Annotated in this window: 19 protein-coding genes; 12 read left to right on the forward strand and 7 right to left on the reverse strand. The window is 67.9% G+C overall.

Features of this window, described 5'->3' with window-relative positions; all coding sequences use genetic code 11:
* Positions 1-170 precede the first annotated feature (170 nt).
* Entirely contained in the window at positions 171-953 is a 783-nt protein-coding gene (locus AVHM3334_RS16385; protein ID WP_284414000.1) for a pseudouridine synthase, read from the reverse strand.
* 135 nt (positions 954-1088) lie between these two features.
* Positions 1089-2591: a MocR-like pyridoxine biosynthesis transcription factor PdxR gene (gene pdxR, locus AVHM3334_RS16390; protein ID WP_284414002.1), complete on the reverse strand. Its 1503-nt coding sequence runs from the start codon at positions 2589-2591 to the stop codon at positions 1089-1091.
* 84 nt (positions 2592-2675) lie between these two features.
* Here pdxR and AVHM3334_RS16395 point away from each other — a divergent pair, with 84 nt between their 5' ends.
* The 11 genes from AVHM3334_RS16395 (at position 2676) to AVHM3334_RS16445 (ending at position 14564) form a co-directional block, all read left to right on the forward strand.
* Positions 2676-3299 carry an FMN-binding negative transcriptional regulator gene (locus AVHM3334_RS16395; protein ID WP_284414004.1) on the forward strand — a complete coding sequence of 208 codons (624 nt, stop codon included), beginning with the start codon at positions 2676-2678 and terminating at the stop codon, positions 3297-3299.
* 310 nt (positions 3300-3609) lie between these two features.
* Positions 3610-3969 (forward strand): DUF2946 family protein, encoded by a 360-nt coding sequence (locus AVHM3334_RS16400; protein WP_284414006.1) that lies wholly within the window; start codon positions 3610-3612, stop codon positions 3967-3969.
* 262 nt (positions 3970-4231) lie between these two features.
* Positions 4232-6166, forward strand: coding sequence for a TonB-dependent receptor (locus AVHM3334_RS16405; protein WP_284414008.1), 1935 nt, complete (start codon positions 4232-4234; stop codon positions 6164-6166).
* Between the two features lie 50 nt (positions 6167-6216).
* Positions 6217-6717, forward strand: a complete 501-nt coding sequence (locus AVHM3334_RS16410) for a copper uptake system-associated protein (protein WP_284414010.1) — start codon at positions 6217-6219, stop codon at positions 6715-6717.
* The gene (moeB, locus tag AVHM3334_RS16415) at positions 6714-7877 is read left to right on the forward strand and encodes a molybdopterin-synthase adenylyltransferase MoeB (RefSeq protein ID WP_284414012.1); all 1164 of its coding nucleotides are present in this window, start codon (positions 6714-6716) and stop codon (positions 7875-7877) included. The genes AVHM3334_RS16410 and moeB overlap by 4 nt, the downstream gene beginning before the upstream one ends.
* Positions 7878-7884: 7 nt before the next feature.
* Positions 7885-8301, forward strand: a complete 417-nt coding sequence (locus tag AVHM3334_RS16420) for a M67 family metallopeptidase (RefSeq protein WP_284414014.1) — start codon at positions 7885-7887, stop codon at positions 8299-8301.
* 14 nt (positions 8302-8315) lie between these two features.
* A complete protein-coding gene (locus AVHM3334_RS16425) occupies positions 8316-8606 on the forward strand; it encodes a MoaD/ThiS family protein (RefSeq protein WP_284414016.1) in 291 nt (96 codons plus the stop codon).
* 80 nt (positions 8607-8686) lie between these two features.
* Positions 8687-10495, forward strand: coding sequence for a CoA transferase (locus AVHM3334_RS16430; protein ID WP_284414018.1), 1809 nt, complete (start codon positions 8687-8689; stop codon positions 10493-10495).
* Positions 10492-12147 carry a class I adenylate-forming enzyme family protein gene (locus AVHM3334_RS16435; protein WP_284414020.1) on the forward strand — a complete coding sequence of 552 codons (1656 nt, stop codon included), beginning with the start codon at positions 10492-10494 and terminating at the stop codon, positions 12145-12147. The genes AVHM3334_RS16430 and AVHM3334_RS16435 overlap by 4 nt, the downstream gene beginning before the upstream one ends.
* Positions 12148-12162: 15 nt before the next feature.
* Complete coding sequence (locus tag AVHM3334_RS16440; RefSeq protein WP_284414022.1) at positions 12163-13329, forward strand: acyl-CoA dehydrogenase family protein; 1167 nt, start codon at positions 12163-12165, stop codon at positions 13327-13329.
* Positions 13330-13340: 11 nt separating this feature from the next.
* Positions 13341-14564, forward strand: a complete 1224-nt coding sequence (locus AVHM3334_RS16445) for an MFS transporter (RefSeq protein ID WP_284414024.1) — start codon at positions 13341-13343, stop codon at positions 14562-14564.
* A gap of 98 nt (positions 14565-14662) precedes the next feature.
* On the opposite strand, the gene AVHM3334_RS16450 is transcribed toward AVHM3334_RS16445, so the two are convergent.
* Positions 14663-15298 carry a glycine zipper family protein gene (locus tag AVHM3334_RS16450; RefSeq protein WP_284414026.1) on the reverse strand — a complete coding sequence of 212 codons (636 nt, stop codon included), beginning with the start codon at positions 15296-15298 and terminating at the stop codon, positions 14663-14665.
* A 130-nt stretch (positions 15299-15428) separates the two neighbouring features.
* Between AVHM3334_RS16450 and AVHM3334_RS16455 the strand changes: the two genes are divergently transcribed.
* Positions 15429-16403 (forward strand): DHH family phosphoesterase, encoded by a 975-nt coding sequence (locus AVHM3334_RS16455; protein ID WP_284414028.1) that lies wholly within the window; start codon positions 15429-15431, stop codon positions 16401-16403.
* Between the two features lie 10 nt (positions 16404-16413).
* Here the strand turns inward: AVHM3334_RS16455 and AVHM3334_RS16460 are convergent, their stop codons facing one another.
* From AVHM3334_RS16460 to AVHM3334_RS16475, 4 genes are all read right to left on the reverse strand, one after another.
* The gene (locus tag AVHM3334_RS16460; RefSeq protein ID WP_284414029.1) at positions 16414-17685 is read right to left on the reverse strand and encodes a DUF1501 domain-containing protein; all 1272 of its coding nucleotides are present in this window, start codon (positions 17683-17685) and stop codon (positions 16414-16416) included.
* A 110-nt stretch (positions 17686-17795) separates the two neighbouring features.
* Positions 17796-19385, reverse strand: a complete 1590-nt coding sequence (locus AVHM3334_RS16465; protein WP_284414031.1) for a DUF1800 domain-containing protein — start codon at positions 19383-19385, stop codon at positions 17796-17798.
* Between the two features lie 256 nt (positions 19386-19641).
* On the reverse strand, positions 19642-20868 hold the full coding sequence (locus AVHM3334_RS16470; RefSeq protein ID WP_502869926.1) for an MFS transporter: 1227 nt from the start codon (positions 20866-20868) through the stop codon (positions 19642-19644).
* 193 nt (positions 20869-21061) lie between these two features.
* Positions 21062-21490, reverse strand: a complete 429-nt coding sequence (locus AVHM3334_RS16475; protein ID WP_284414035.1) for a thermonuclease family protein — start codon at positions 21488-21490, stop codon at positions 21062-21064.
* Positions 21491-21623 lie beyond the last annotated feature (133 nt).

Raw genomic sequence — 21623 nt, forward strand, 5'->3', positions numbered from 1 at the left:
TCTTGGTCATCCGCGAATACCTCATGAAAAATGAATCGGTGCTGCCGTCGTTACGGGCCTGGAGCGGGCCGCCCTGGAAAGCCGCCAGCCAATGTCGGCCCCGTGTGCGGACTTTGCCAGCAGCCTCCAGCGACAGCGCAGGTAGGACGCGGCTGGCGCCAGGGCCGACGTTACAGCGGTTGCCAGGGCAATGCCAACACGCGCTGCTGCCAGTCCAGCGCATCGCTGGCGACGGCGATGGCCGGCGTGGCGGCGAGCTGTAGCCAGGTGACCGGCCCCGCCGCAGTCCACGGGGGCAGCCCGCTTTCCAGCGCCAGCCACTCGCCGGTAACGGGGTGCGGCAGGCCCAGGTGCCAGGCGTGCAGCCACAGGCGCTGTCGCCCCAGCCGCTCGGCCCACCAGCGGTTGAGCGGGCCTTTGCCATGCGTGGCATCGCCCAGGATGGGGTGGGCCAGGTGCTTGAGGTGGCGGCGGATCTGGTGGCGCCGGCCGGTCGTGGGCTCGGCTTGCACCAGCGAAGCGCGCGTGCCGGGAAAGCGCGGGTCGGCCGCCTCGGGCAGCTCCAGCCGGGCCAGGCAACGCAGCGAGGTGTGGGCGCTCTGCACGGGCGCATCGGGCGGGGCATCGTCGGGGCGCAGGGCGTGGTCCACCTCGGCCGCCGGGGGCATCCAGCCGCGCACCAGCGCCAGGTAGCGCTTGCGCACCGTGTGGTGTTCGAACGCCTGCGACAGCGCGCGCGCCGCAGCCGGGTGCAGCGCCATCACCAGCACGCCGCAGGTGCCCTTGTCGAGCCGGTGCACCGGGTACACGTGTTGCCCGATCTGATCGCGCAGCACCCGCATGACGAAGCGCGTCTCGCCCGCGTCCAGCCCGGTGCGGTGCACCAGCCAGCCGGCGGGCTTATAGACGGCGACGAGGTGTTCGTCGCGCCAGAGAAGGTGCAGGGGCTGCATGCGATGAGGGAGAGAAAGGGCAAGAAAAGGAGGCTGGTGAGGGTGCGGCGGGCGCGGCAGGCGCACCACGCTCTGCCGGGGACGGCGGGCAGGATAACCGGGCCTTGCCTGGGGGGCCTCGCTGGGGCGCTCGGGTCACCGCCGCCGCGCCGCTTGCGGGCGGGCCGCGGCCCATGGCGCGATCACCCCGGCCAGTACCTTCACACCCTGTTCGATCTGCTCCACCGTCAAGCTGGCATAGCCCAGCATCAGCCCGCCCGGCCGCTTCGGCTGCCCGCGCTGCGGTGGGGCGAAGAGCGGCGACAACGGGTACACCCCCACGCCCTGTTCGCGCGCGGCGGCCACCACGGCGGTTTCGTCCCGCGGGCGCAGAAACGGCAGCCACAGCACCGCGTGCAGCCCTGCCGCCGTGCCGGCCAGCCACGCATCGGCTGGAAGATGGCGCCCGATGGCCTTCAGCAGCGTGGTGCGGCGGCGTTCGTGCTCGCGCCGGGTGCGCCGCACGTGGCGCTCGTACGCGCCGGTTTCGATCAGCGCCGCCAGCGTGCGCTGCTCCAGCACCGGCGCGTGCCGGTCGGCCATGCGCTTGGCCTGGCGGAACACCCCAACCAGTTCGGCGGGCAGCACGAGGTAGCCCAGGCGAAGCTGCGGCGACAGCGCCTTGGAGAACGTGCCCATGTAGATCACGCGGCCATCGGTGTCGATGGCCTGCAGCGCGTCGATCGGGCGCTGGCCGTAGCGGAATTCGCCGTCGTAGTCGTCCTCCACGATCCAGGCGCGGCGGCGCTGTGCCCATTGCAGCAGCTCCATGCGCCGCCCGATGGGCAGGACGCCGCCGAGCGGAAACTGGTGCGATGGCGTCACATAGGCCAGGCGCACCCGGCCGTCCTGCGGCAGGCGGGCGGTGTCCAGCCCCTGTGCATCGACCGGCACGGCGCGCAGTTGCGCGCCCGTGGCTTCGAAGCACCGGCGCGCCATCAGGTAGCCGGGCTCCTCGAAGACGAACGCATCGCCCGCGTCCAGCAGCAGCCGGGCACACAGGTCGATGCCCTGCTGCGAGCCATGCACCACCACGATCTTCTCCGCATCGCAGGCCAGCCCGCGGGCGCGCCGCAGATAGCCCTGGATCGCGCGGCGCAGTGCGGCATCGCCTTCGGGCGGGATGTAGCGCAGGCTGTGCTGGTGGCGCAGCAGTTCGGCCTGGTAGGCGCGGCGCCAGGCCAGCGCGGGAAAGTCGCGCGAGGCCACGGCACCGTACAGAAAATCGATGCGCGCCGGCGCTTCGTGCGGCAGCGCCGGCATCTCCATGCCCGCCAGGCGCTGGCCGAAGGCAGACAGCCCCAGGGCCGCCTTGCCGCGACGCCCTGGCGTTGCGGCGGGCCGGCTTGGCCCGGCCGGAGGAATGGCAACGCGCGCGGCGCGCCCCATTGCGGTGACCAGAAAACCTTCGGCCGCCAATTGTTCGTACGCCGCCGTGACGGTGGTGCGCGACACGCCCAGGTCGGCCGCCAGGGCCCGGGTGGACGGTGCCCGTGCGCCGGCCGCCAGCGTGCCGTCTGCGATCTGCGCGCGCAGCCGGTCGTAGATGCGGCGGCCGGTGCCCGGGGCCGAAGGGTTTTGGGGGTGCAACTGGCCCATTGAAAATGCCTGAAACTGGTTATTCGGATTGTGCCGGTTCTGCGCGACAGTCCGGTTGAATCATTTCTGCACGAGCCACGCCCCATGTACATCCCCCCGCACTTCGCCGAATCCCGACCCGAGCCGCTGCACCGCCTGCTGCGCGAATACCCGCTGGGCACCCTGGTCACGCATGGCCCGGCCGGCCTGGATGCCGACCATCTTCCGTTCGAGTTCGATCCCGCGGTGGGCGAACATGGCCAGCTCTCGGCGCACGTGGCCCGCGCCAACCCGCTGTGGCAGCGCTGCCCCACGGGCACGCCGGTCATGGTGGTGTTCCAGGGCCCGCAGGCCTACATTTCGCCCAACTGGTATCCCAGCAAGCATGAGTCGCACCGCATGGTGCCCACCTGGAACTACGAGGTCGTGCACGCGCACGGCGTGCTGACGGTGCATGACGACGAGCGCTTCGTGCGCCGCCTGCTGGCCCGGCTGACCCGCCAGCACGAAGCGGCGGAGCCCCGGCCGTGGAAGATGGGCGACTCGGCGCCCGACTTCATCAACGGGCTGCTGCAGCACATCGTGGGCATCGAGATCGCCGTCACCTCGCTGGTGGGAAAGTCCAAGCTCAGCCAGAACCGCGAGCCGCGCGACCTCGCAGGCGCCGCCGACACGCTGCAGGCGCGCGGCCATGGCGACCTGGCCGAACGGATGCGGCCCGCTTCCTGACGCCGCCATCCCGTCTTGCATGATCGAGTCTCCGGTCCAGCGCTGTAAGAATCTGCGGAACAGCATGCACGCCCGGATCGAGCCCGCCTGCCCCGTGCATCAAGTGCGGTGTTGGCACACGAAAGATCAGAAGGCGCTGCATGGGTGAACTCGCAGGGCTCGCAAAGGCATGGACCCATGCGCTGATTGCGGCATCGGGGAGCGCATCCTTCGCGCGGACATCTGCGTGCAACGCTTGTTCTGCCAGATTGACGCCGAACAAGCAATTTTCTCTGTCAGTCCTGCCGCGACTCAAGGATAATGATCCGCCATGCATACTCTACGCACCTCATCAATGCTTGCACGCCTGATCCTGGCGTGGCTCGTATTGACGCTGGGTATCGCCGTGGCTTCGCCCCTGGTCCAGCCCAAGGCGATGGAACTGATCTGCTCCGATGGCGGGAGCGCGAAGCTCGTTTTCGTCGATGACAGTGGCGAAGCCGAACAGGGCGCACACCATGGGCTGGATTGTTCCCTGTGCCTGCCAGCTGCACTGCCCTTGACGCTGGGCCACTACGAGTTGGTGTTGCCCCAGCCTTCTGTCAATGCACGGTACCCTTTTGTGTCGGCGCACATCACGGCGCTTCTGGGCGCGCCGCTGCCGCCTCGCGGCCCTCCAATCCTTTCTTGATCTTCGGCAACTAAAGCGGCATTGGCTTTGGCGTGGTTTTCGCCAGCCATTCGCCTCCTGACAGTGCCCTCAGCGCCATTCAGCGCTGAACCATTCCTCTTTGCTCGCCTTTTCTGGCCAGTCCGTTTCGCGCGTTGCTGCGCAGAAACGCCCGGCCCATTGCCGGCGGTCGTCCGGATGGGCACGAAGCCCGGCCCGTCATGGTCACCGGCACTGCGAAACGCGAAGGCAACCCGTACACCTGTTCACCTTCCACCAAGCCATGGAAAAAATACGCTCCTTACTGCGTCCTCACGTGATCTCGCTGTCGGCGTCGCTAGCCTGCTGTGGTGCGGCTTTCGCACATACCGACAACGACACCTCAACATTACCGGCCGTGGTGGTCGTTGGCAGCCCTGTCATCGAGGACAACCGCACAGATGCCTTCGGCAGCCTGAGTACCGAAGTCAAGGCCGCGCAGATCCGCGACCTGAACGCTCTGGACTTGTCCTCTGTCTTGCGGCGTACGCCGGGCGTGTCCGTGTCCCGATTCAACCCGGTGGGATCATTCGGCGGCGACGAAGGGGGCGCTGTCTTCGTGCGTGGGCTCGGGGCCAGCCGTCCAGGCAGCGAGATCAAGACCTACATAGACGGTATTCCTTTCTATATGGGCGTCTGGAACCATCCGCTGCTGGACCTGATTCCGGTGAACGGCATCGACCGCATCACGGTCTACAAGGGGCCTCAGCCACAGACCTTCGGCAATACCTTTGCTGCGATCGACGTAAGTCCCAAGCGCGCCATGCGCGAAGGCGTTTCCGCGGATGCTCGCCTGAGCGCAGGCAGTTTTTCCACCATCGTCGAACAGGCCAGCTTGCAGGTGCGGCAAGGGGATTTGGGTGTGTCCCTGACCCAGGGCGAGGCGCGATCCAACGGCAGTCGCCCGGACGGTGATGGCAGGCTGTCCAACGTGATGGGTCGGATCGACTACCGGTTGACACCACAGTGGTCAGCGGGACTGAGCCTGCTTTATGCCGACAACAAGGTGTCCGATCCTGGGCAGGAGGGATTGCCCGCCACGAAGACTGGAAAATTCGATACGCGTGGTGGCTTTGCGGCCTTCTCGGTAGCCCACGAGCATGAGCATGCCCGCGGAACGCTGCAGATCTACGACAACAGCGGCCAGAGCAACTGGCGCGACAACCCGGCCCAAGCCGATACCCTCAGTAAGTTTCGCCTCAGCGGACTGCGATGGATGGAAACCCTCCAGCCGTGGACGGGTGGCGAGATCGTCGCAGGGGTCGATCTTGACCGCATGAGCGGTAGTCTTGCGTTCGGTGGCTTCACCGCGTTCGATGGCGTTTCGCTGCGCCTGACATCCCCGCATGTGGCGGTCAGCCAGTCGGTGATGTTGGGCAACGACTGGAAGGCAACCCCTTCGATCGGCGTGCGCCTTTATGACCACAGCGTCTATGGGCACTCCAGTGCCCCCCATGCGGGATTGGTGCTCGACCGGGGTGATTCGCTGTCTTTTCGCGCTAACGCCTCTCGCGGGCTGAACCATCCCGGTCTCGATGCCGCATTGCTCAATGCCATCGTGCCGCCACTGGCCAGTGCGCCGACCAGTTGGCGCGGGCTGCGGCCCGAGCGCATGAACCACATGGAGGTGGGCGTGCGTTGGTCGCCCCGTCCGGGAAGCAGCGTTGATCTGGCGGTGTTTGAGGACCGCCTGAGCCAGCGCTACGTTTTCGCTTTTCCACCGGCCGTGGCTGTGCCTGGCCTCACTAACCTGGGCTACTACCGCATCAAGGGCGTTGAACTGGCGGCGCAATATTCGATGGACAAATTCTGGTCGTTGTTCGCTGGGCTGACGCTGCTCAATCCGAGCCGCAGCGATCTTCCCTATGCACCGCGCCGCGTACTTTCCCTGGGAACGAAATGGCAGAAAGGCGCATGGCGCGCCAGCGTGGATGCGCAGACCCAGAGCGGGATGTTCACGCTCAACCGCGATCGATCCGATGGATCGAGCAGCACTTCCCGCGTCGGCGGCTTCGCCGTCGTCAACCTGCGCGTGGCCTACGCCCTGCCGAGTTTGCTGGGGCCTCGGGGCGAGGTCTTCATCGCGCTGGAGAACCTCGCTGATCGCAGGTACGCGTACCGCAGCGGTTATCCCATGCCCGGCCGATCCGCCCAACTGGGTGTGACCCTGAGCTTGTGATCGATGTCACCCACTCAGTCCATTCAACTTACTACACAAGGAATTCCATCATGACAACCATCCGTCTCTGGCCTGGCAGGATCGCCATGTCCCTCGGTTTTTTTCTGAGTGCCTTGACGTGCAGGGCCGGCGAATCACCGGACGAAGCCGCCATTCGCCAGGTCATTCTCTCGACCTGGAACAAGCCGAACGCACCTGTGGAGGTGGGGCCCGTGGTCGTGGCGGGTGTGAACGCCATCGCAGGATGGACGCAAGGCACGCGCGGCGGGCGCGCCCTGATGACGCGTGACCAGTCCGGCCGGTGGTCGGTCGCGGCCTGTGGCGGCGACGGCCTGAAAGACGCGAAATCGCTTGAATCCACCGGAATGGGGGCGGCCAGGGCAAAACAGCTCAGTGCTGCTCTGGCCCAGGCCGAAAGCGCCATACCCGCAGCACGAAAGGCGCAGTTTTCCACCTTCGACGGTCTTGTTCGCATGGACGCGGGGGGGCAGCATTTCGGGCATGAAACCTCTTCCCATATTGGCTTAGACGTTCCGGGTGCCAAGCCATGATGCTGCCTCCCTTGGTCGCGCCGCAGGCGGAACTGACACCGGAAGAGATCGGCCGTTACAGCCGCCATCTCCTGCTGCCGGACGTTGGACTGAACGGGCAACGACGCTTGAAGTCCGCCCGGGTGCTCGTGATCGGCGCAGGGGGACTGGGCTCGCCGGTGCTGCTGTACCTGGCTGCAGCCGGCGTCGGCCGCATCGGCATCGTGGAATTCGATTCGGTGGAGGTGTCGAACCTGCAGCGCCAGGTGATCCACGGCATGTCCGACCTCGGGCAGCCGAAGGCGCAAAGCGCCGCGCGAGCGCTTCGGGCACTCAACCCGTTGGTGGACATAAAGTTGCATGTCCAACGGCTGGAGGCGCACAACGCGCTGGAGATCCTCGATGGTTACGACCTGGTGATCGACGGCACCGACAACTTCGCCACGCGCTACCTGGTCAACGATGCCTGCGTATTGGCTGGCAAGCCTTACGTCTGGGGCTCGATCTACCGATTCGAGGGCCAAGCATCGGTGTTCTGGGAGGACGCCCCCGGCGGTTCCGGCCTGAACTACCGCGACCTGTATCCCGAGCCGCCGCCCCCCGAACTTGCACCTTCGTGCGCCGAAGGGGGCGTGCTGGGCGTGCTGTGCGCATCCATCGGATCGGTCATGGCCACCGAGGCCATCAAGCTCATCACCGGGCTGGGCGAGTCCCTGCTCGGCCGCCTGATGGTGTATGACGCGCTGGACATGGCCTGGCGCAGCATGCCGATACGCCGTGATCCGCAGAGAACGCGCATCACGCGTCTCATCGACTATCCGGCGTTCTGCGGCTTTGGCACTGCGCCATCCGGCGAGGTTCCCGGCATCACGGCTGTTGAACTCAAGGCGCTGCTGGAGGGCAACTCGCCTCCTGTGCTGATCGACGTGCGCGAGGCTGCGGAGCGCCACATCGTCAACATTCCCGGATCGGTGCATGTGCCCAAAGGGTCGCTCACGGTGGATGCGTGGCTGGCTGCGTTGCCCCCGCAGACGCCCATCGTGCTGCACTGCAAGTCCGGCGTGCGATCGCGCCAGGCGCTGCTTGCCTTGAGCGAGCGTGGATATGCCCGCGTGCGCCATCTCGAAGGCGGCATCCTGGCGTGGGTCGATCAGGTGGACCCGTCGCTGCCCAGGTACTGAGCGCCCGATGTTGCTGCTGAGCCATGAACTGGCCGATGCCATGGTGCGCCATGCGCTGGCCCACCATCCGGTCGAAGCCTGCGGGCTGATCGCCGGCCCGCCCGGTGGGGCGCCCGTGCGACTGGTGCCGTTGCGCAATGCATCGAACGCCACTGATGCATTTCGCTTCGATTCGCGCGAGCAACTCTCCGTCTGGCGCGAACTGGACGAGCGCGGCGAGATGCCGCATGTGCTTTATCACTCGCACACCGCGTCGCGCGCCTACCCGAGCCGCGACGACGTGGCCTTTGCCGCAGACCCGGCCACCCACTACCTCATTGTTTCCACTGTGGACCCACAAAGCCCGGAGATGCGCAGTTTTCGCATCGTCTCGGGCCGGATCACGGAGGAAGCGCTTGTCATTTCCGACTGTCCAACTCGTTGAAGGAGCCCATTTTCATGACTGTCACTGTCCACATTCCCACTCTGCTGCGTGCCCTCACCCAGGACCACAAGCGCGTTGATTGCTCAGGCCGGAGCGTGATGGAGGTCATCGACTCGATCAACCACCTTTATCCCGGAATCAAGGATCGCCTGGTTGCCAACGGACGGGTGCATCGCTTCATGAACATCTATGTGAACGATGAGGACATCCGCTTCGCGGCAGATCTGTCAACGCCTGTCAGTCCCGGCGACTCGGTGACCATCCTTCCGGCCGTCGCGGGCGGCAGCGGGGCACGCCCATGTTGAAAGCTGCGACCACGCCATGGCTGGCCGGCTGTGGCTTGAGCCGGATGGCCGCGCGCACGCCAGGCGGCTGGAGTCCGTTCATGCGCTCTCTCCGGTTCCAGGCCGATCGGCTGGGTATCGCGTGCGATGGGGCGCTTGCCGCTTCGCCAGAGCGTGACCATGCCTTGCGATTCGATCTCGTGGCACCCGGTGCGCGGGCCGTGACTGCCACCGTCCACGCCTGGGCCGACGGCAGCCACGCCATCGACGGCAGCGAATTCCTGGCACAGGCGGGCAGCGGCTTGATGGCGGTGCATGGCCGCTCCAGCGGCGGCAGCCGCGCACTCGGCCTGGACTGCGTCGGCACCGCGACCTCCGTGCTCGCCTTGCAAGGGGCGATGGCGGCCGCGCTGGGGCAATTGCGCGGCGCCTCCAGCACGCGGGTGGAGGTGTCGCTGGCCGGTACGGCGCTGCTGTGCATCGGGCAATACCTTGCCGGAGCCACTGCGTCCGATGCGCCGGAGCGGTTGTCGCCAGGCAGCCATTCGCCGCAGGATCGGCCGCCTTTCCTGTCGGCCGATGGGGTGGTGTTCGAAATCGAAACGCTGTATGCGGAGCCTTGGCGCAATTTCTGGGGAGCGCTGGGCATCGAGCCCGCCGTGGCTGCTCAGGGTTGGAAGGGCTTCCTGCTGCGCTATGCCAAGGCCGTGTCGCCGATGCCGGCAAGCATGATGCAGCTACTGGCCGGCTTGCCCTACGCGGAAATCGCGGCGCGTTGCGCGCAGGCCGGCATGGCGGTCTGTCCGGTCAGGCCAGTGGCCGCACGTGCGCAGGACCCCGGGGCCCGCGACCTCTGGATGCAAGGGCCGTGGCGATTTTCCACGAACCCTGGCCTACCCGCAGTCCGGCCGCTGCCGTCGCCGCGATCACTGCCGTTGAGCGGGCTGACGATCATCGAATCGTGCCGCCGCATCCAGGGACCGCTGGCAGGCCATCTGCTCGCGCTGCTGGGCGCACGGGTGGTCCGCATCGAGCCTCCGGGTGGGGACCCGCTGCGCGGCATGCCGCCGATGGCCGGGGATGTGTCGGCACGCTTTGATGCATTGAACCGCTTGAAGACGGTGCGAGAGATAGACATCCGGACCGCTGCGGGCCGCTCGGCCGTGCTGGAGCTTGCCCGCGATGCGGACGTGTTCCTGCACAACTGGGCACCTGGCAAGGCTTTGGAACTGGGGCTGGACGATGGCGATCTCCATCGGGTGAATCCGGCGCTGGTCTATGCCTATGCCGGCGCCTGGGGCAGCGAAGGCCATGCTCCGAGCTTGCCAGGCACTGATTTCATGACCCAGGCCTACTCCGGCGCCGCATCGGTCATCGCGCAGGCCGCCGGTACGCGCGGAGGATCTCTTTTCACCGTGTTGGATGTGCTGGGTGGGGTTGTCGCCGCGCAGGGCGTCACGGCCGCGTTGCTGCGCCGGCAGTTGAGCCCGTCGGGGTGCCGCGTCGATACCTCGCTGCTGGGTGCCGCGACCCTGTTGTGCGCCGACGAGTTGCAGGCGTGCTGGGAAGGGGGTGCCAAGGCAACGGACTGCGGTCCCCTGCTTCAGGCCGTGATTCCCGTGAAAGACGGACGGATCGCGGTGGAATGCCCCGACGATGCGGCGCTGAGCCGTCTGGCCGAGGCCGCCGGCCTGCCGCGACCAGCGTCCGCTGACGTGGTTCGTGACGCGCTGCCCGGCTGGCTGGGGGCGTTGACGCTGGGCGACGCCGAACGCTTGCTTTCCCGCATCAGCGTGCCGGCCACCGCGGTGGCCGAAGACCTAGCCCTGTTGCCCGAAAACCCCCGGCTGGCCCGCGCGCTGCGGCCAGCCTCCTATGTCCAAGTGCAGTCTCCCTGGAGGTGGTCATGAGCGAATCCGGAATCGTCGATCTCGTTCCCGTATCGTTGCGCCGCGAATGGAGCCTTCGTGGCTGGTATCCCGATCGCTCGGTGTACGAGATGTTCGCAGCCCACGCCCTGCGCCAGCCCGACAAGCCGGCCGTGGTGTCGCCGACTGGCAGCGTCAGTTACGGGATGCTGCTAGACGCCGCGCATCGCCTGGCGGCAAGCCTGCGCAAGCGCGGCATCGTGCCAGGCGACGTCGTGGCCTATCAACTGGCGAATTCCTGGCGAAGCTGCGCCATCGACCTGGCCGTCGCTGCGCTGGGAGCGATCGTGGCACCGCTGCCGCCGGGCCGCGGCCGGCTCGACATGGAGTCGCTGCTGCGGCGCTGCCAGGCGCGCGCCGTCATCGTTCCGCCGAGCCATGGCGATGTTGACCTGTGCGAGCTGGTCGAATCGCTGCGTTCCAGCCTGCTGTCGCTGCGCATTCTCGTGCTGGACGGTGCATGCCGCGAGGGGTGGTCCACGTTCGACGACATGCTGGAGGGACACCCCATCGATCCCGTGTCGCTGCCTGCCGTGAATCCCAACGCGCCCGTGCGCCTGCTGGTGTCATCGGGCACGGAGTCCGAACCCAAGCTGGTCGCGTATTCGCACAATGCGCTGCTCGGCGGCCGTGGGCGTTTTCTGCAGCGGCTGCATCCCCAGGGGCAAGGATTTCGGGGCTTGTATCTCGTGCCACTGGGCTCTTCCTTTGGCTCGACCGCCACCTTTGGCGTGCTGTCCTGGCTTGGGGGCTCGATCGCGTTGATTCCCCGGTTCGACCCCGTCACCGCGATCCAGGCCATCGCCAGCCTGAAGCCCACCCACGTCCTGGGGGTGCCTACCATGCTGCAGCGCATGGCGGCCGATCCGCTGCTGTCGAGCATCGAAAAGTCCAGCCTGGTGGCAATGGTCAGCGGCGGCTCGGTGATCGACAGTGCGAGCATCCGCCGCTGTGTCGAGGCATTCGGCTGCGGTTTCATCAGCCTCTATGGCTCGGCCGATGGCGTGAACTGCCACAACACTTTGGACGAATCGCTGGAACTGGTGCTGCGCAGCGTCGGCAAGCCCAACGACAGCGTGTGCGCGATCCGTCTCGTCGATGAGGCGGGCCGGGAGGTCGGTGCCGGCGATATCGGTGAAATCACGGCACTCGGCCCACTCAGCCCCATGCAGTACGTCAACGCGCCGGAACTCGATCAGCGCTACAGAGATGCCGGCGGCTGGGTCTATACCGGCGACCTGGGATGCTTCGACGTCGACGGATACCTGATGCTCACCGGGCGCAAGAAGGACATCATCATCCGCGGTGGGTCCAACATCAGCACCGTACAGATCGAAACGCTGGCGACAGGCCACCCCGACGTGGTGAGCGCCGCCTGCGTGCCCGTGCCCGATGCGGACATGGGCCAGAGGGTGTGCCTGTGCCTGACGATGCGCGATGGCGCGCCGCGGCCAAGCCTGAACGAGATCAATGCCTACCTGCGCGAGCAGGGGCTGGAAAACAACAAGCTGCCGGAGTATCTGCGCTACTACCGCCAACTGCCGCTGAGTCCGGCAGGCAAGGTGGACAAGAAGGCGCTGACCGCCGAAGTCTCTGAACTGGGCAACGGACCCGGTTTCCGGATTGCTCGCTGACACGAAAGGACCCGCATGAGCGAACAAGCACGGTTATCGAACACGCTGGCATGCGAAGTGCGGCAATGGATCGATGCCCACGTCATTCCGGCCGAGGCCCTTCTGGATCAAGACGATTCGGCCGCCGCAGGCAAGGCCGCCGAGCTGGTCGAGGCCGCCCGGCGTGCCCGGTTGTGGGGGTCTTTCTATCCCGCCGCGCTGGGTGGGCGCGTGAGCTCGCTCGCCGCCTACGTCACTGTTGCAGAGGCGGAAGGTCGATCGGAGCATGGCCCGATGGTCTTCGGCAGCGAGGCCGCCGTCGATGCGCACATGCTTTTTATGCATGGCAGTCCGCTGGTCCGCGAGCGCTATCTTGCGCCGCTGGCGGCGGGGCAAGCCACGCCCGCCTACGCCATGTCCGAGCCGCAAGGCATCGGCTCGATGCCATCGACCATCCAGACGTCGGCCACGCTGCACGATGGTCACTGGCACATCGACGGGCTCAAGTGGTTCATCTGCCGAGCGGGCCGCGCTGCCTTCGTCACCGTCGTTGCCCGGACGCTGCCGGATGCTCCCGCAGAGCAGGCGCTGTCGATGATCGTGGTGCCCACCGATGCACCCGGTTTCAGGGTGGAGCGCGAACTGGACATCCTCGGGCGGCACCAGGGGCAGTGCGAGATCTCCTTCACGAACGTGCGTGTCCCGGCCGATCACGTACTCGGCGAACCGCACCGGGGCATGGCGCTGATGCGGCAGCGGCTGGTATTGGGGCGGTTGCTGCGCTCCAGCCACTGGCTGGGGCTGGGCCAGCGTTGCTTCGATCTGCTGTGCGAGCGCATCCGCAGTCCGCGCGGCGCGATGGCGGCACTGCAGGACAAACAGCTCGTGCGGCGGCATGTTTTCGAGGCACACCTGGCACTGACCAGCGCGCGCGCGCTGGTGCATGCCGCAGCGGAAGAATTCGACGCCGGCCGCCGGTGCGATCTGTCAGCGAATCTTGCCAAGGTGGCTGCGGCTCGCGCCCTGGGACTGGCGGCGGATTCCGCCATACAGATATTCGGGGCGGAAGGCTTGAGTGCGCTCACACCGTTGTCAGGCATCTTTCGCTCAGCGCGGGCCACGCGCATCCTGGATGGCGCCGATGAAGCCCTCATCAGCTCCGTGGGCCGCCAGTTGATCGACCTCGAAGCCGCAGCTTCATGAAAGGGCCTGATATGCACCCTGTCGTAGGCACGGCCCCCGAGCCGAAGGCAACCGCCGCCGATCTGCGCTCCTGCGCATCCGGGCTGGCTGCCGTCCTAATGGCCGCCATGGCATTGCCCATGCTGGTGCTATACGCCGTTGGAACGCTCGGCCCCATGCTGGGCCGCGATCTGGGCGTAGCTCCCGGGTCATTGGGATGGGTCACCGCTGCGACTTTCGGCGTGGCCGCGGCGCTGTCCCCCTGGGCGGGAACCTGGACGGCGCGGCTGGGCGGCCGCCTGGGGCTGGTGGTGCTGTTTCTGGCCGTTTCGCTGGTCTACACCATGATGGCTTGGGCGCCGGGCCTGACGGCGCTGACATGCGCAGTCGCTGTCGGCGGTGTGGCGCAGGCGTTGTGCAATCCGGTCACGAACCTGCTCATAGCGCAGCAGGTGGCCCCGAATCAGAGGCCGCGCATGGTGGGAGTCAAACAGGCGGGCGTGCAAGTGGCAGCGCTGTTCGCGGGGCTGGCCTTGCCCGTGCTGGCATCCCGTTGGGGCTGGCGTTGGACGCTCGGTCTCATGGCCCCCCTCGGCCTGCTGCTGGCCCTGGCCGTTCCCGCCGTGACGCGGCAGCACGCGGCCGGGCCTGTGCCGCCGATGACCCCACCGAGGCCGAACTTGGCTCTGGCCGTGTTGATGGGCATCCAGTGGTGCGTGGGTGCCGCACTGTCGGCGTTCATCGTGTCCTTGCCTGCGCACGCGGCCGCCCAGGGGTGGCCTCTGGTACAGGCAGGTCATCTGGTGGCGGTCTTCGCCGCGACCGGGTTGGTCTCGCGCGTGGTGCTGACCCCATTGGCTGCGCAGCTTCGGGACGAGTCCTGGTTGATCTTGTTTCTCTTGGTGATCGCCGCCGCATCGGCGGGCGGCGTGCTTTTGGCTGGCCCCTTGCGGCAATGGCCGCTGTGGTGCGCGGCGGGGCTGATGGGCATCAGCGCGGTGGCCTTGAACGCCGTCGCCATGGGCATGGTCGTGCGGCACGCCACGTTCGGTGCCACGGCCGTTGCGTCCGGCTGGTTGTCTGCAGCCTTCTTTGCCGGGCTGGCATTGGGCGCCCCTTTGGCAGCCGCCGCAGCAAACTTCGGTTATGGCTTGGAATGGACCTGGCTGGGCCTCGCCATGGTGCTGAGCGTAGCGGCCACTATCACCCCCTTGCTTCGGTGGGCGATGCGCGGCAGCCGTGTCTCCAGGGGATAGGCGGCTGCCGCGCATTGCGCAAACCGACCCCATCCGTGGCGGCCGGCTCCACCTGCAGGCACGTTTGTTCGGTTCGCCGTCAGGCCATCGGCAGCCCGTCAGCGCAGCACGCGGCACTGGCCGAATTCGCAGCGGATGGCCATCGCATCGCCGTTGCTGCAAGGCACGGTGTAGGTCTCGAAGCCGGGGCCCTTGGCGGCCAGCCAGGCCATGGGTGTGGCGGTGCAGGACTGGTCGCGCGCCAGGCGCTCGGCGTTGAAGGTGTCCGTGCCGATGGCGCGCGCCGGCAGGGGCGTGTAATCCGCATGCGCCATGGGCGCTGGGCGGTTGGGCTCGGGCAGCGCCGGCATGGCTGCATAGGCGCCCCCCGCGTAGCCCCGGCCGGCCATGCAGTTGGCCACGATGCGCTGGCGGCGGTCCAGCGCCTGCACCCCCTGCGTGGCGCCGAGGGCCCCACCGATCAGCGCCGAATCCTGTACCGCGTTGCGGCTGCCGCCCAGCGCCCACACCACCGTGGCCGCCAGCACGGCACCGGCCACCAGCCCATCCACCGTCTCGCTGGCCACGCCGATCTGGCTGGCGTAGCGCTGGCAGTCGGCCAGGTCCGCAGCCTGCCGGGCCGGGTCTGCAGGCTGCGCGCTGCCGGCAGGCGCGCCCAGCGAAAGGCTGTCGGAGCCGTGCGTGGCGCAGCCGGCCAGGAAGAGGGCCATGACGCAGATCGACAGCTTTCGCATAAAAACTCCTTGCGGGTGAATCGGTGCCGGGTGGCGCGATGCAGCGCCCCTGGGCGATTGGACAACCGAAAGGGTGGCACTGCCAAGCCCCTCCGCCGCTCGGCCCGCCCGGTGCCCGACAATGCGCCCCATGACGATCCCCACGAAAAAACCCCTCCTGCCCCTGCAACTGCTGGTGCACCCCGACAAGAGCGACCCCAACCCCCTGATCCTCTACCACGGCCGTTGCGCCGACGGTTTCGGCGCCGCGCTGGCTGCCTGGCGCTATTACGGCGGCCAGGCCGAGTGCGTAGGGCTGTCGCACGGCCAGGTGCAGTCGGTGGAAGACTTGCCTGCGCTGGACGGCCGGGCGGTGTACATCCTCGACTTTTCTTTCACGCCCGAGATATTGACCGCCATCGACGAGCGGGCCGCCAAGCTGGTCATGCTGGACCACCACAAGAGCGCGGCCGAAAAGCTCACCGGCTTTGCCTGCCGATGCGGCGTGATGCACTTCGATATGGACAAATCGGGTGCGCGCCTGGCGTGGGAGTTTTTCTACCCCGACGCTCCGCTGCCCGATCTGGTGCGCTACGTGGAAGACCGCGACATCTGGGCCTGGGCTTTTCCTGAAAGCGCCGGCTACCTCGCCGCGCTGGACATGGAGCCCTTCGACTTCGCGCGCTGGGAGGAGATCGCCCACTTCACGCCCGAGCAATCCGCCGCCTTCGTGGCACGCGGCAACGCCATGGACGAGAAATTCCGCCACCTGGCGGCCGACGTGGCGGGCGGCGCGCAAGCCATCACCTTCAACGGCAAGCAGGGGCTGATGGTGAATGCGCCCGGCGCCTTCCACAGCCTGATCGGCGAAATGCTGTCCAAGCAGTGCGGCACGTTCGCGCTGATGTGGATCGTCGGCAAGGACGGCAAGGTCAAGGTCGGCATGCGCTCGCAGCGCAATTTCGACTGCTCGGTGCTCGCCGAGAGCATGGGTGGCGGCGGCCACGCGCAGGCCTGCGGCTTTCGCATGGGAGCCGATCGCCTGCCGGAACTGCTGAGCGGCACGTTCGACGCGTCTGGCACCACAGCGGGTGCCGCAGGGGTTCAGGCGACCCCGGCCCTCTGAGCCTTCGCGTTCATACCAGCTTCAGATCGCGCGGCCGGGTCTGCGGGAACACGCGGGCCAGGGCCGCGGGCGACAGCCCATAGGTGCGCGCGAACAGCCCGCCCAGCACGGCGCGGTAGTCGTTCAGCACTGGGTAGTCGCGGTTCTGGAACAGGGTGGTGGCCGAGAGCGTCTGCTGCTCGCCTGCGATGCGGCCGCCCGACACGCCGCCACCCAGCACCCACATCACGCTGCCGTGGCCGTGGTCCGTGCCGCGGTTGCCGTTCTCGCGGAAGGTGCGGCCGAACTCGCTGATGACGACCACCGTGGTGCGGTTCCAGGCCGGCCCCATTTCATCGGCGAAGGCGGACAGCCCGCGGCCCAGTTCCTCGAAGCGGTTGGCCAGCGCGCCCGTGGCGTTGCCCTGGCCCACGTGCGTGTCCCAGCCGCCCACGTCCACGAAGCCCAGGTTGTAGCGCGACTGCATCAGCCGGGCCATGCGGCGCGCCGTGCCCTCGAAGCCCTTGGTGCTCAAGGCATTGCGGCTGGCCGCATCCATCTCGCCCTGCATGGTGCGCGCCACTTCGTCGCGCGTCTGGAACCCTTCGGCCACGGCGGCGGCCAGCGGCGTGCCGCCGTACATCGAAGCGATCAGGCCGGCCTGCCGGTCGTCGATGCCGGGCTTGGCCGCGCCCGCGGCGCCCAGCGCGGTGTTGGGCACGTCGTAGCCGCCGCGCAGCACCAGCGGCAGCGTGTCGGTGAAGGCCATGGGCGACAGGTGGTCGTGCCAGCGTGGCTGCGTGCCCAGCTCGGCGGCCAGCCGGTTGAGAAAGCCCGAGCGGTAGTCGCGCCGCCCGCCCACGGGCTGGCCCAGTTCGATGCTGTCTTGCGTGTCGAAGTGGCTGCGCGTGAGGTCTTCGGTGCCCGAGAACGGCACGAAGGCCACCTGCTTCTTCTCGTACAGGGGCTGTAGCGAGCCCGCCAGTGCCGGGTGCAGGCCCCAGTCGGCCGTGAGCGGCAGGGCGCCACCGGCCTCGCCCGGCTTGGCGATGGCGATGTTGGGCCGGGTTTCGTAGTAGTAGCTGCTGGAGGTGGGCACCAGCAGGCTCGCGCAGTCGTAGCCGCCGCGCAGGAACACGAGCAAGAAGCGCGCATCCGCCGCGGCCTGCGGCGTGGCCGCCAGGCTGGCCTGCAATACGCCCGGCGCGGCCAGCGCGGCGAGGGCCTGAAGGCATTGGCGGCGGGTCGGGGCGGGGCCGGCATCGGAGGTTCCAGAGCGGCGGGGGGTGAAGAAATGCGTCATGGCAATGCCTTTCAGCGGCAACAGGAAGAGGCGTGATGAACGATGCAGGGATGCGGATGGATGCTGAGGTATGTGGGGACAGGCACGCCCGGCGGGCGCGGCCGCACGGCTCAGGCGTACATGAACTCGGGCGCGCTCAGCAGGAAGGTGTTCCATTCCAGCGGCGTGGCCGCGCGCGCCAGCGCCACGCGCGTGGCGGGCGCCAGTTGCGGCTCCAGCGCGCGGTAATAGGCGCTCTGGGCCAGTGCCGGCGGCGCGACCTTGGGCGGGGGCGCGCCTTCCGGGCGATAGAGCGCCGCCGCGCCGGCACCGCCCAGTGCCCGGGCCACCTCGAAGCGCACGGCCATCTGGCCCGAGCTGGTCCAGGCGGCGGAATCGAGCGGGTAACCGTCGGGCGTGGCGCGGCCGTACAGCGGCTCGGCCAGGCGCTGCAGCCACGACAGCGCCGGGTCGGGATTGGTCAGCACGCGATCGGCGTAGCCCATGCGAAGCCCGGCCATCACGTACTGCACCGGATCGCGCAGCCGCTTGCCGAGCGACGCCTGAAATGGCGCGCTGGCGAACAGCGTCTGCAGCACGGTGGCGATGTGGCCGTCGCTGCGCGTGAACGACTCGGCCATCGCATCCAGCAGCGCGGGTGCAGGCGCATCGCCCACCAGGTACAACGCGAGCTTGCGCGACACGAAGCGGGCCGTGGCCGGCGCGCGGGCCAGGCGATCGAGGGCTTCGTCCAGTTCGGCCATGCCTTGTCCCTGCAGCGGCTGCCCCAGCAACTCCTTGGCGCCCCAGTCGTGGCGCTGGGGGTGAAACTCATACAGCCCATGGCGCACGTACTGGTGGGTCCACTCGGGTTTGAGCTTCGGGGGCGGCTCGCCCAGCGGGCGCAGCGAGACGCCATGGCCGGTGAGCACGCGCGCCATCTCCTGCACGTCGCGCTGGCTGTAGCCGCCGTCCACGCCCAGCGTGTGCAGCTCCATCAGTTCGCGGGCATAGTTTTCATTGATGCGGTTGGCTGCGTTCTGCGCGTTGTCCAGGTAGCGCAGCATGGCCGGGTGGCGCACCGTGGCGCCCAGCAGATCCCGAAAGCGCCCCAGCGCATGCGGCCGGATGGCGCGGTCTTCGTAGTCGCCCACCATGGCGCGGATGTCGCCCTTGCCCGCGAACACGCTGAAGTGGTTCATCCAGAACCAGGTCATCTTCTCCTGCAGCTGCGCGGGCGAGTACACGGCCCGCAGTACGAAGCGGCGCTCTGCCTCGCGCTGCAGTCCGCGCAGTTCGCGCTGGTAGGCCTCTTGCGCGGCCTTGCGGGCGTCTTCGTCGGGCAGGTCCTTGATGGCCTGCTGGCGGCCTTGCAGGTCGATGGCCAGCGTCTCCATGGGCGTGCGGGTGATGGCCATGGCATCGATCTGCGCCTGGGCCTCGGGCGGCAGCGCTGCCGGGGCGGATCGCAGCTGCGAAGCCAGGTAACCGGCCACGCTCGCCTCGGCCATCGCCTGCTGCGAGGCGGCCGTGGCCCCCCAGGAGATGCGGTCCAGCAAGCGCACGCCGGCCGCGGTGTCGTCCTGCCCCGGCGGCGCGCCCGACTGGCTGGCGGCGGCCCAGGCACTGCCGCTGGTGGCGAGCGACAGGGCTGCAGTCCATCCGAGCCAGTGCCTGCGGGTAAGGGGCAGGGCGGTCAAAGCGGCGGGCGAGGGGTTCATGGCAGAGCTCCATGGATGAAACGGTGCCCATGGTGCAGCGCAGCGCGGAGCCCGGCAAGGGGGCGCAGCGGGGTTTTACGCCCGGGATACAGATGTATCCGCAGCGCCTCCCAACGCTTTGAATGAAAAAGGCCTGCAGCGCAATAAAGACGGCGGTGTATTGCTATAGAAAGATGAGCATTTTGGCGCTGCCTGACTTTTTGGTAACCGCTGTCAACCGCCAATGGGGCTGCGCCGTCAAGCCGCCGCTTTCGGGTCAGCGGCGCTGGCGCTCTTCGCTGGCTTCCTCGAAGCGGTCCACATCGCGCAGCGGCTTGAATGCCAGCGTCCACGCGCCCACCACGGCCAGCGTGCACAGCCCGCCCGCCACCGCAGCGGGCACTGCGCCCAGCCACGCGGCGCTGGTGCCCGCGCGAAACTCGCCCAGTTCGTTGGACGAGCCGATGAACAGCATGTTGACCGCGTTCACCCGCCCGCGCATTTCGTCCGGCGTGGAAAACTGCACCAGCGCCCCGCGGATGTACACGCTCACCATGTCGGCCGCGCCCGACACCATCAGCGCCGCAAACGACAGCACAAACCAGTGCGACAGCGAAAACACGAGATTGGCCGCCCCGAAGATCGCCACCGCGATGAACATGCGCCGGCCCACGTGGCGATTGAACGGCCTCAGCGTGAGGTACAGCCCCGCGCAGATTTCGCCGATGGCGATGGCGCTGCGCAAAGCGCCCAGGCCCTGCGGCCCCACGTGCAGCACCTCGTGCGCATAGATGGGCAGCAGCGCCACCACACCGCCCAGCAGCACCGCGAACAGATCGAGCGAGATCGTTCCCAGAATGATCGGCCGCGACCGGATGAAGTGAATGCCCGCGCCGAAACGCTGCCACATGCGGCCCTGCGTGGGCGAAGGCGGCACGGCATAGGCCACCGTCACGCGCGCCAGCAGCAGCGCGCCCAGCACGAAGCACATGCAGCACACGGGGTAGGTCAGCGACGCACCGCCGGTCGCGTACAGCAGCCCGCCGATGAGCGGCCCGGTGATCCCGGCCAGCCGCATCAGCATGCTGTTGGTGGCAATCGCCTGCGCCAACTGGCTGCGCGGCACGATCTGCGGCAGCAGGCTTTGCAGCGCCGGCCCCGAGAACGCGCGCGAGCAGCCGAACAGCACCAGCGCCGCATAAATGCCGGCCACGCCCGCCGTGCCATGCCCCGACAGCCACCAGAGCAGCGCGCTGCACACCGCACCCACCGACCAGCTGATCGCCAGGATGCGCCGGCGGCTCGCCCGGTCGATCAGGTCGCCGGCCGGCAGCAGCAGGCACAGCATGGGCAAAAACTGGGCAAGCCCCACATACGCCAGCGCCATCGGCTCGCGCGTCAGGTCATACACCTGCCATGCCACGACCACCGCCTGCACCTGCGTGGCGAACACCGCCACCACGCGGGCGATCAGGAACGCGAGGAAGCCGGCGTGCCGGTACACGCTTTCCGGGGCGGGCGGAAGGGGTGGGGGCGGAACCGGGGTGGCGTTGGAAAGATCTGGCACGGCGCGGGCGCCTTCATTGGGCGCGCCCCGTGGGCGGGCACGGAGGTCGGCGCTACAGGCGGTTCAAACGGTGAAAGGAAAGGAAGGGGGGAACAGAAAGAAAGGGAAAGCTGCGCGGGATGCTACCGTTTTATCCGCGCGGGTGCTGCTTGCGGTAGTCCCATGGAGCACGCGGCCGCTTTTGCGACCACAGGCCGGTGTGGCTGGCCTGCGCCTGCCGCTGCAGCGCGGCCAGTTGCGGATAGCGCCTGGCGCGTGGCGTGTAAACCCAGGCCAGCCCGGCCCGAACCTGCGCCGCTGCCGCATCGCCATGGCCGCACTGCACATGCGCCACCGTGCGGCCATAGGCATCGCGTGCCACGGTCTGCAGCGTGGCCTGTTGCCGAAGGCAGAGCCGGGTGAGGTTCTGGCGGGACGGTGTGCCGAACGCCTGCTTGCGCTCGGGCGCATCGATGGCGGCCAGGCGGACCTGCATGGGGCGCTGTGCGCCGCAGCGGGCGGTGAGGGTGTCGCCGTCACTGACGGCAATGACGAGGCAGAGCAGGGTGGCGATGGGCACGTACAAAGTCGGCCCTGCAAAATTCGCCACCCGCTTCAAGCCAATCTGAGTAAGCCAGGCTTTCCTTCTCGCGGCCTCGCGGCAAGCGCCATGGGCGGCTCGGCCAGCAGCGCGAGCAGACGCAAATAAAGGC

It is taken from the genome of Acidovorax sp. SUPP3334 (assembly GCF_030159055.1).
Classification (GTDB): Bacteria; Pseudomonadota; Gammaproteobacteria; order Burkholderiales; family Burkholderiaceae_C; genus Paracidovorax.

What these genes read in the sequence shown, in the direction of transcription:
- AVHM3334_RS16455 (WP_284414028.1), top strand. Translation starts at nt 15,429, where the DNA reads ATGACGATCCCCACGAAAAAACCCCTCCTGCCCCTGCAACTGCTGGTG.
- AVHM3334_RS16420 (WP_284414014.1), top strand. Translation starts at nt 7,885, where the DNA reads ATGTTGCTGCTGAGCCATGAACTGGCCGATGCCATGGTGCGCCATGCG.
- AVHM3334_RS16395 (WP_284414004.1), top strand. Translation starts at nt 2,676, where the DNA reads ATGTACATCCCCCCGCACTTCGCCGAATCCCGACCCGAGCCGCTGCAC.
- AVHM3334_RS16460 (WP_284414029.1), bottom strand. Translation starts at nt 17,685, where the DNA reads ATGACGCATTTCTTCACCCCCCGCCGCTCTGGAACCTCCGATGCCGGC.
- AVHM3334_RS16435 (WP_284414020.1), top strand. Translation starts at nt 10,492, where the DNA reads ATGAGCGAATCCGGAATCGTCGATCTCGTTCCCGTATCGTTGCGCCGC.
- pdxR (WP_284414002.1), bottom strand. Translation starts at nt 2,591, where the DNA reads ATGGGCCAGTTGCACCCCCAAAACCCTTCGGCCCCGGGCACCGGCCGC.
- AVHM3334_RS16465 (WP_284414031.1), bottom strand. Translation starts at nt 19,385, where the DNA reads ATGAACCCCTCGCCCGCCGCTTTGACCGCCCTGCCCCTTACCCGCAGG.
- AVHM3334_RS16450 (WP_284414026.1), bottom strand. Translation starts at nt 15,298, where the DNA reads ATGCGAAAGCTGTCGATCTGCGTCATGGCCCTCTTCCTGGCCGGCTGC.
- moeB (WP_284414012.1), top strand. Translation starts at nt 6,714, where the DNA reads ATGATGCTGCCTCCCTTGGTCGCGCCGCAGGCGGAACTGACACCGGAA.
- AVHM3334_RS16445 (WP_284414024.1), top strand. Translation starts at nt 13,341, where the DNA reads ATGCACCCTGTCGTAGGCACGGCCCCCGAGCCGAAGGCAACCGCCGCC.
- AVHM3334_RS16400 (WP_284414006.1), top strand. Translation starts at nt 3,610, where the DNA reads ATGCATACTCTACGCACCTCATCAATGCTTGCACGCCTGATCCTGGCG.
- AVHM3334_RS16405 (WP_284414008.1), top strand. Translation starts at nt 4,232, where the DNA reads ATGGAAAAAATACGCTCCTTACTGCGTCCTCACGTGATCTCGCTGTCG.
- AVHM3334_RS16385 (WP_284414000.1), bottom strand. Translation starts at nt 953, where the DNA reads ATGCAGCCCCTGCACCTTCTCTGGCGCGACGAACACCTCGTCGCCGTC.
- AVHM3334_RS16410 (WP_284414010.1), top strand. Translation starts at nt 6,217, where the DNA reads ATGACAACCATCCGTCTCTGGCCTGGCAGGATCGCCATGTCCCTCGGT.
- AVHM3334_RS16425 (WP_284414016.1), top strand. Translation starts at nt 8,316, where the DNA reads ATGACTGTCACTGTCCACATTCCCACTCTGCTGCGTGCCCTCACCCAG.
- AVHM3334_RS16430 (WP_284414018.1), top strand. Translation starts at nt 8,687, where the DNA reads ATGCGCTCTCTCCGGTTCCAGGCCGATCGGCTGGGTATCGCGTGCGAT.
- AVHM3334_RS16440 (WP_284414022.1), top strand. Translation starts at nt 12,163, where the DNA reads ATGAGCGAACAAGCACGGTTATCGAACACGCTGGCATGCGAAGTGCGG.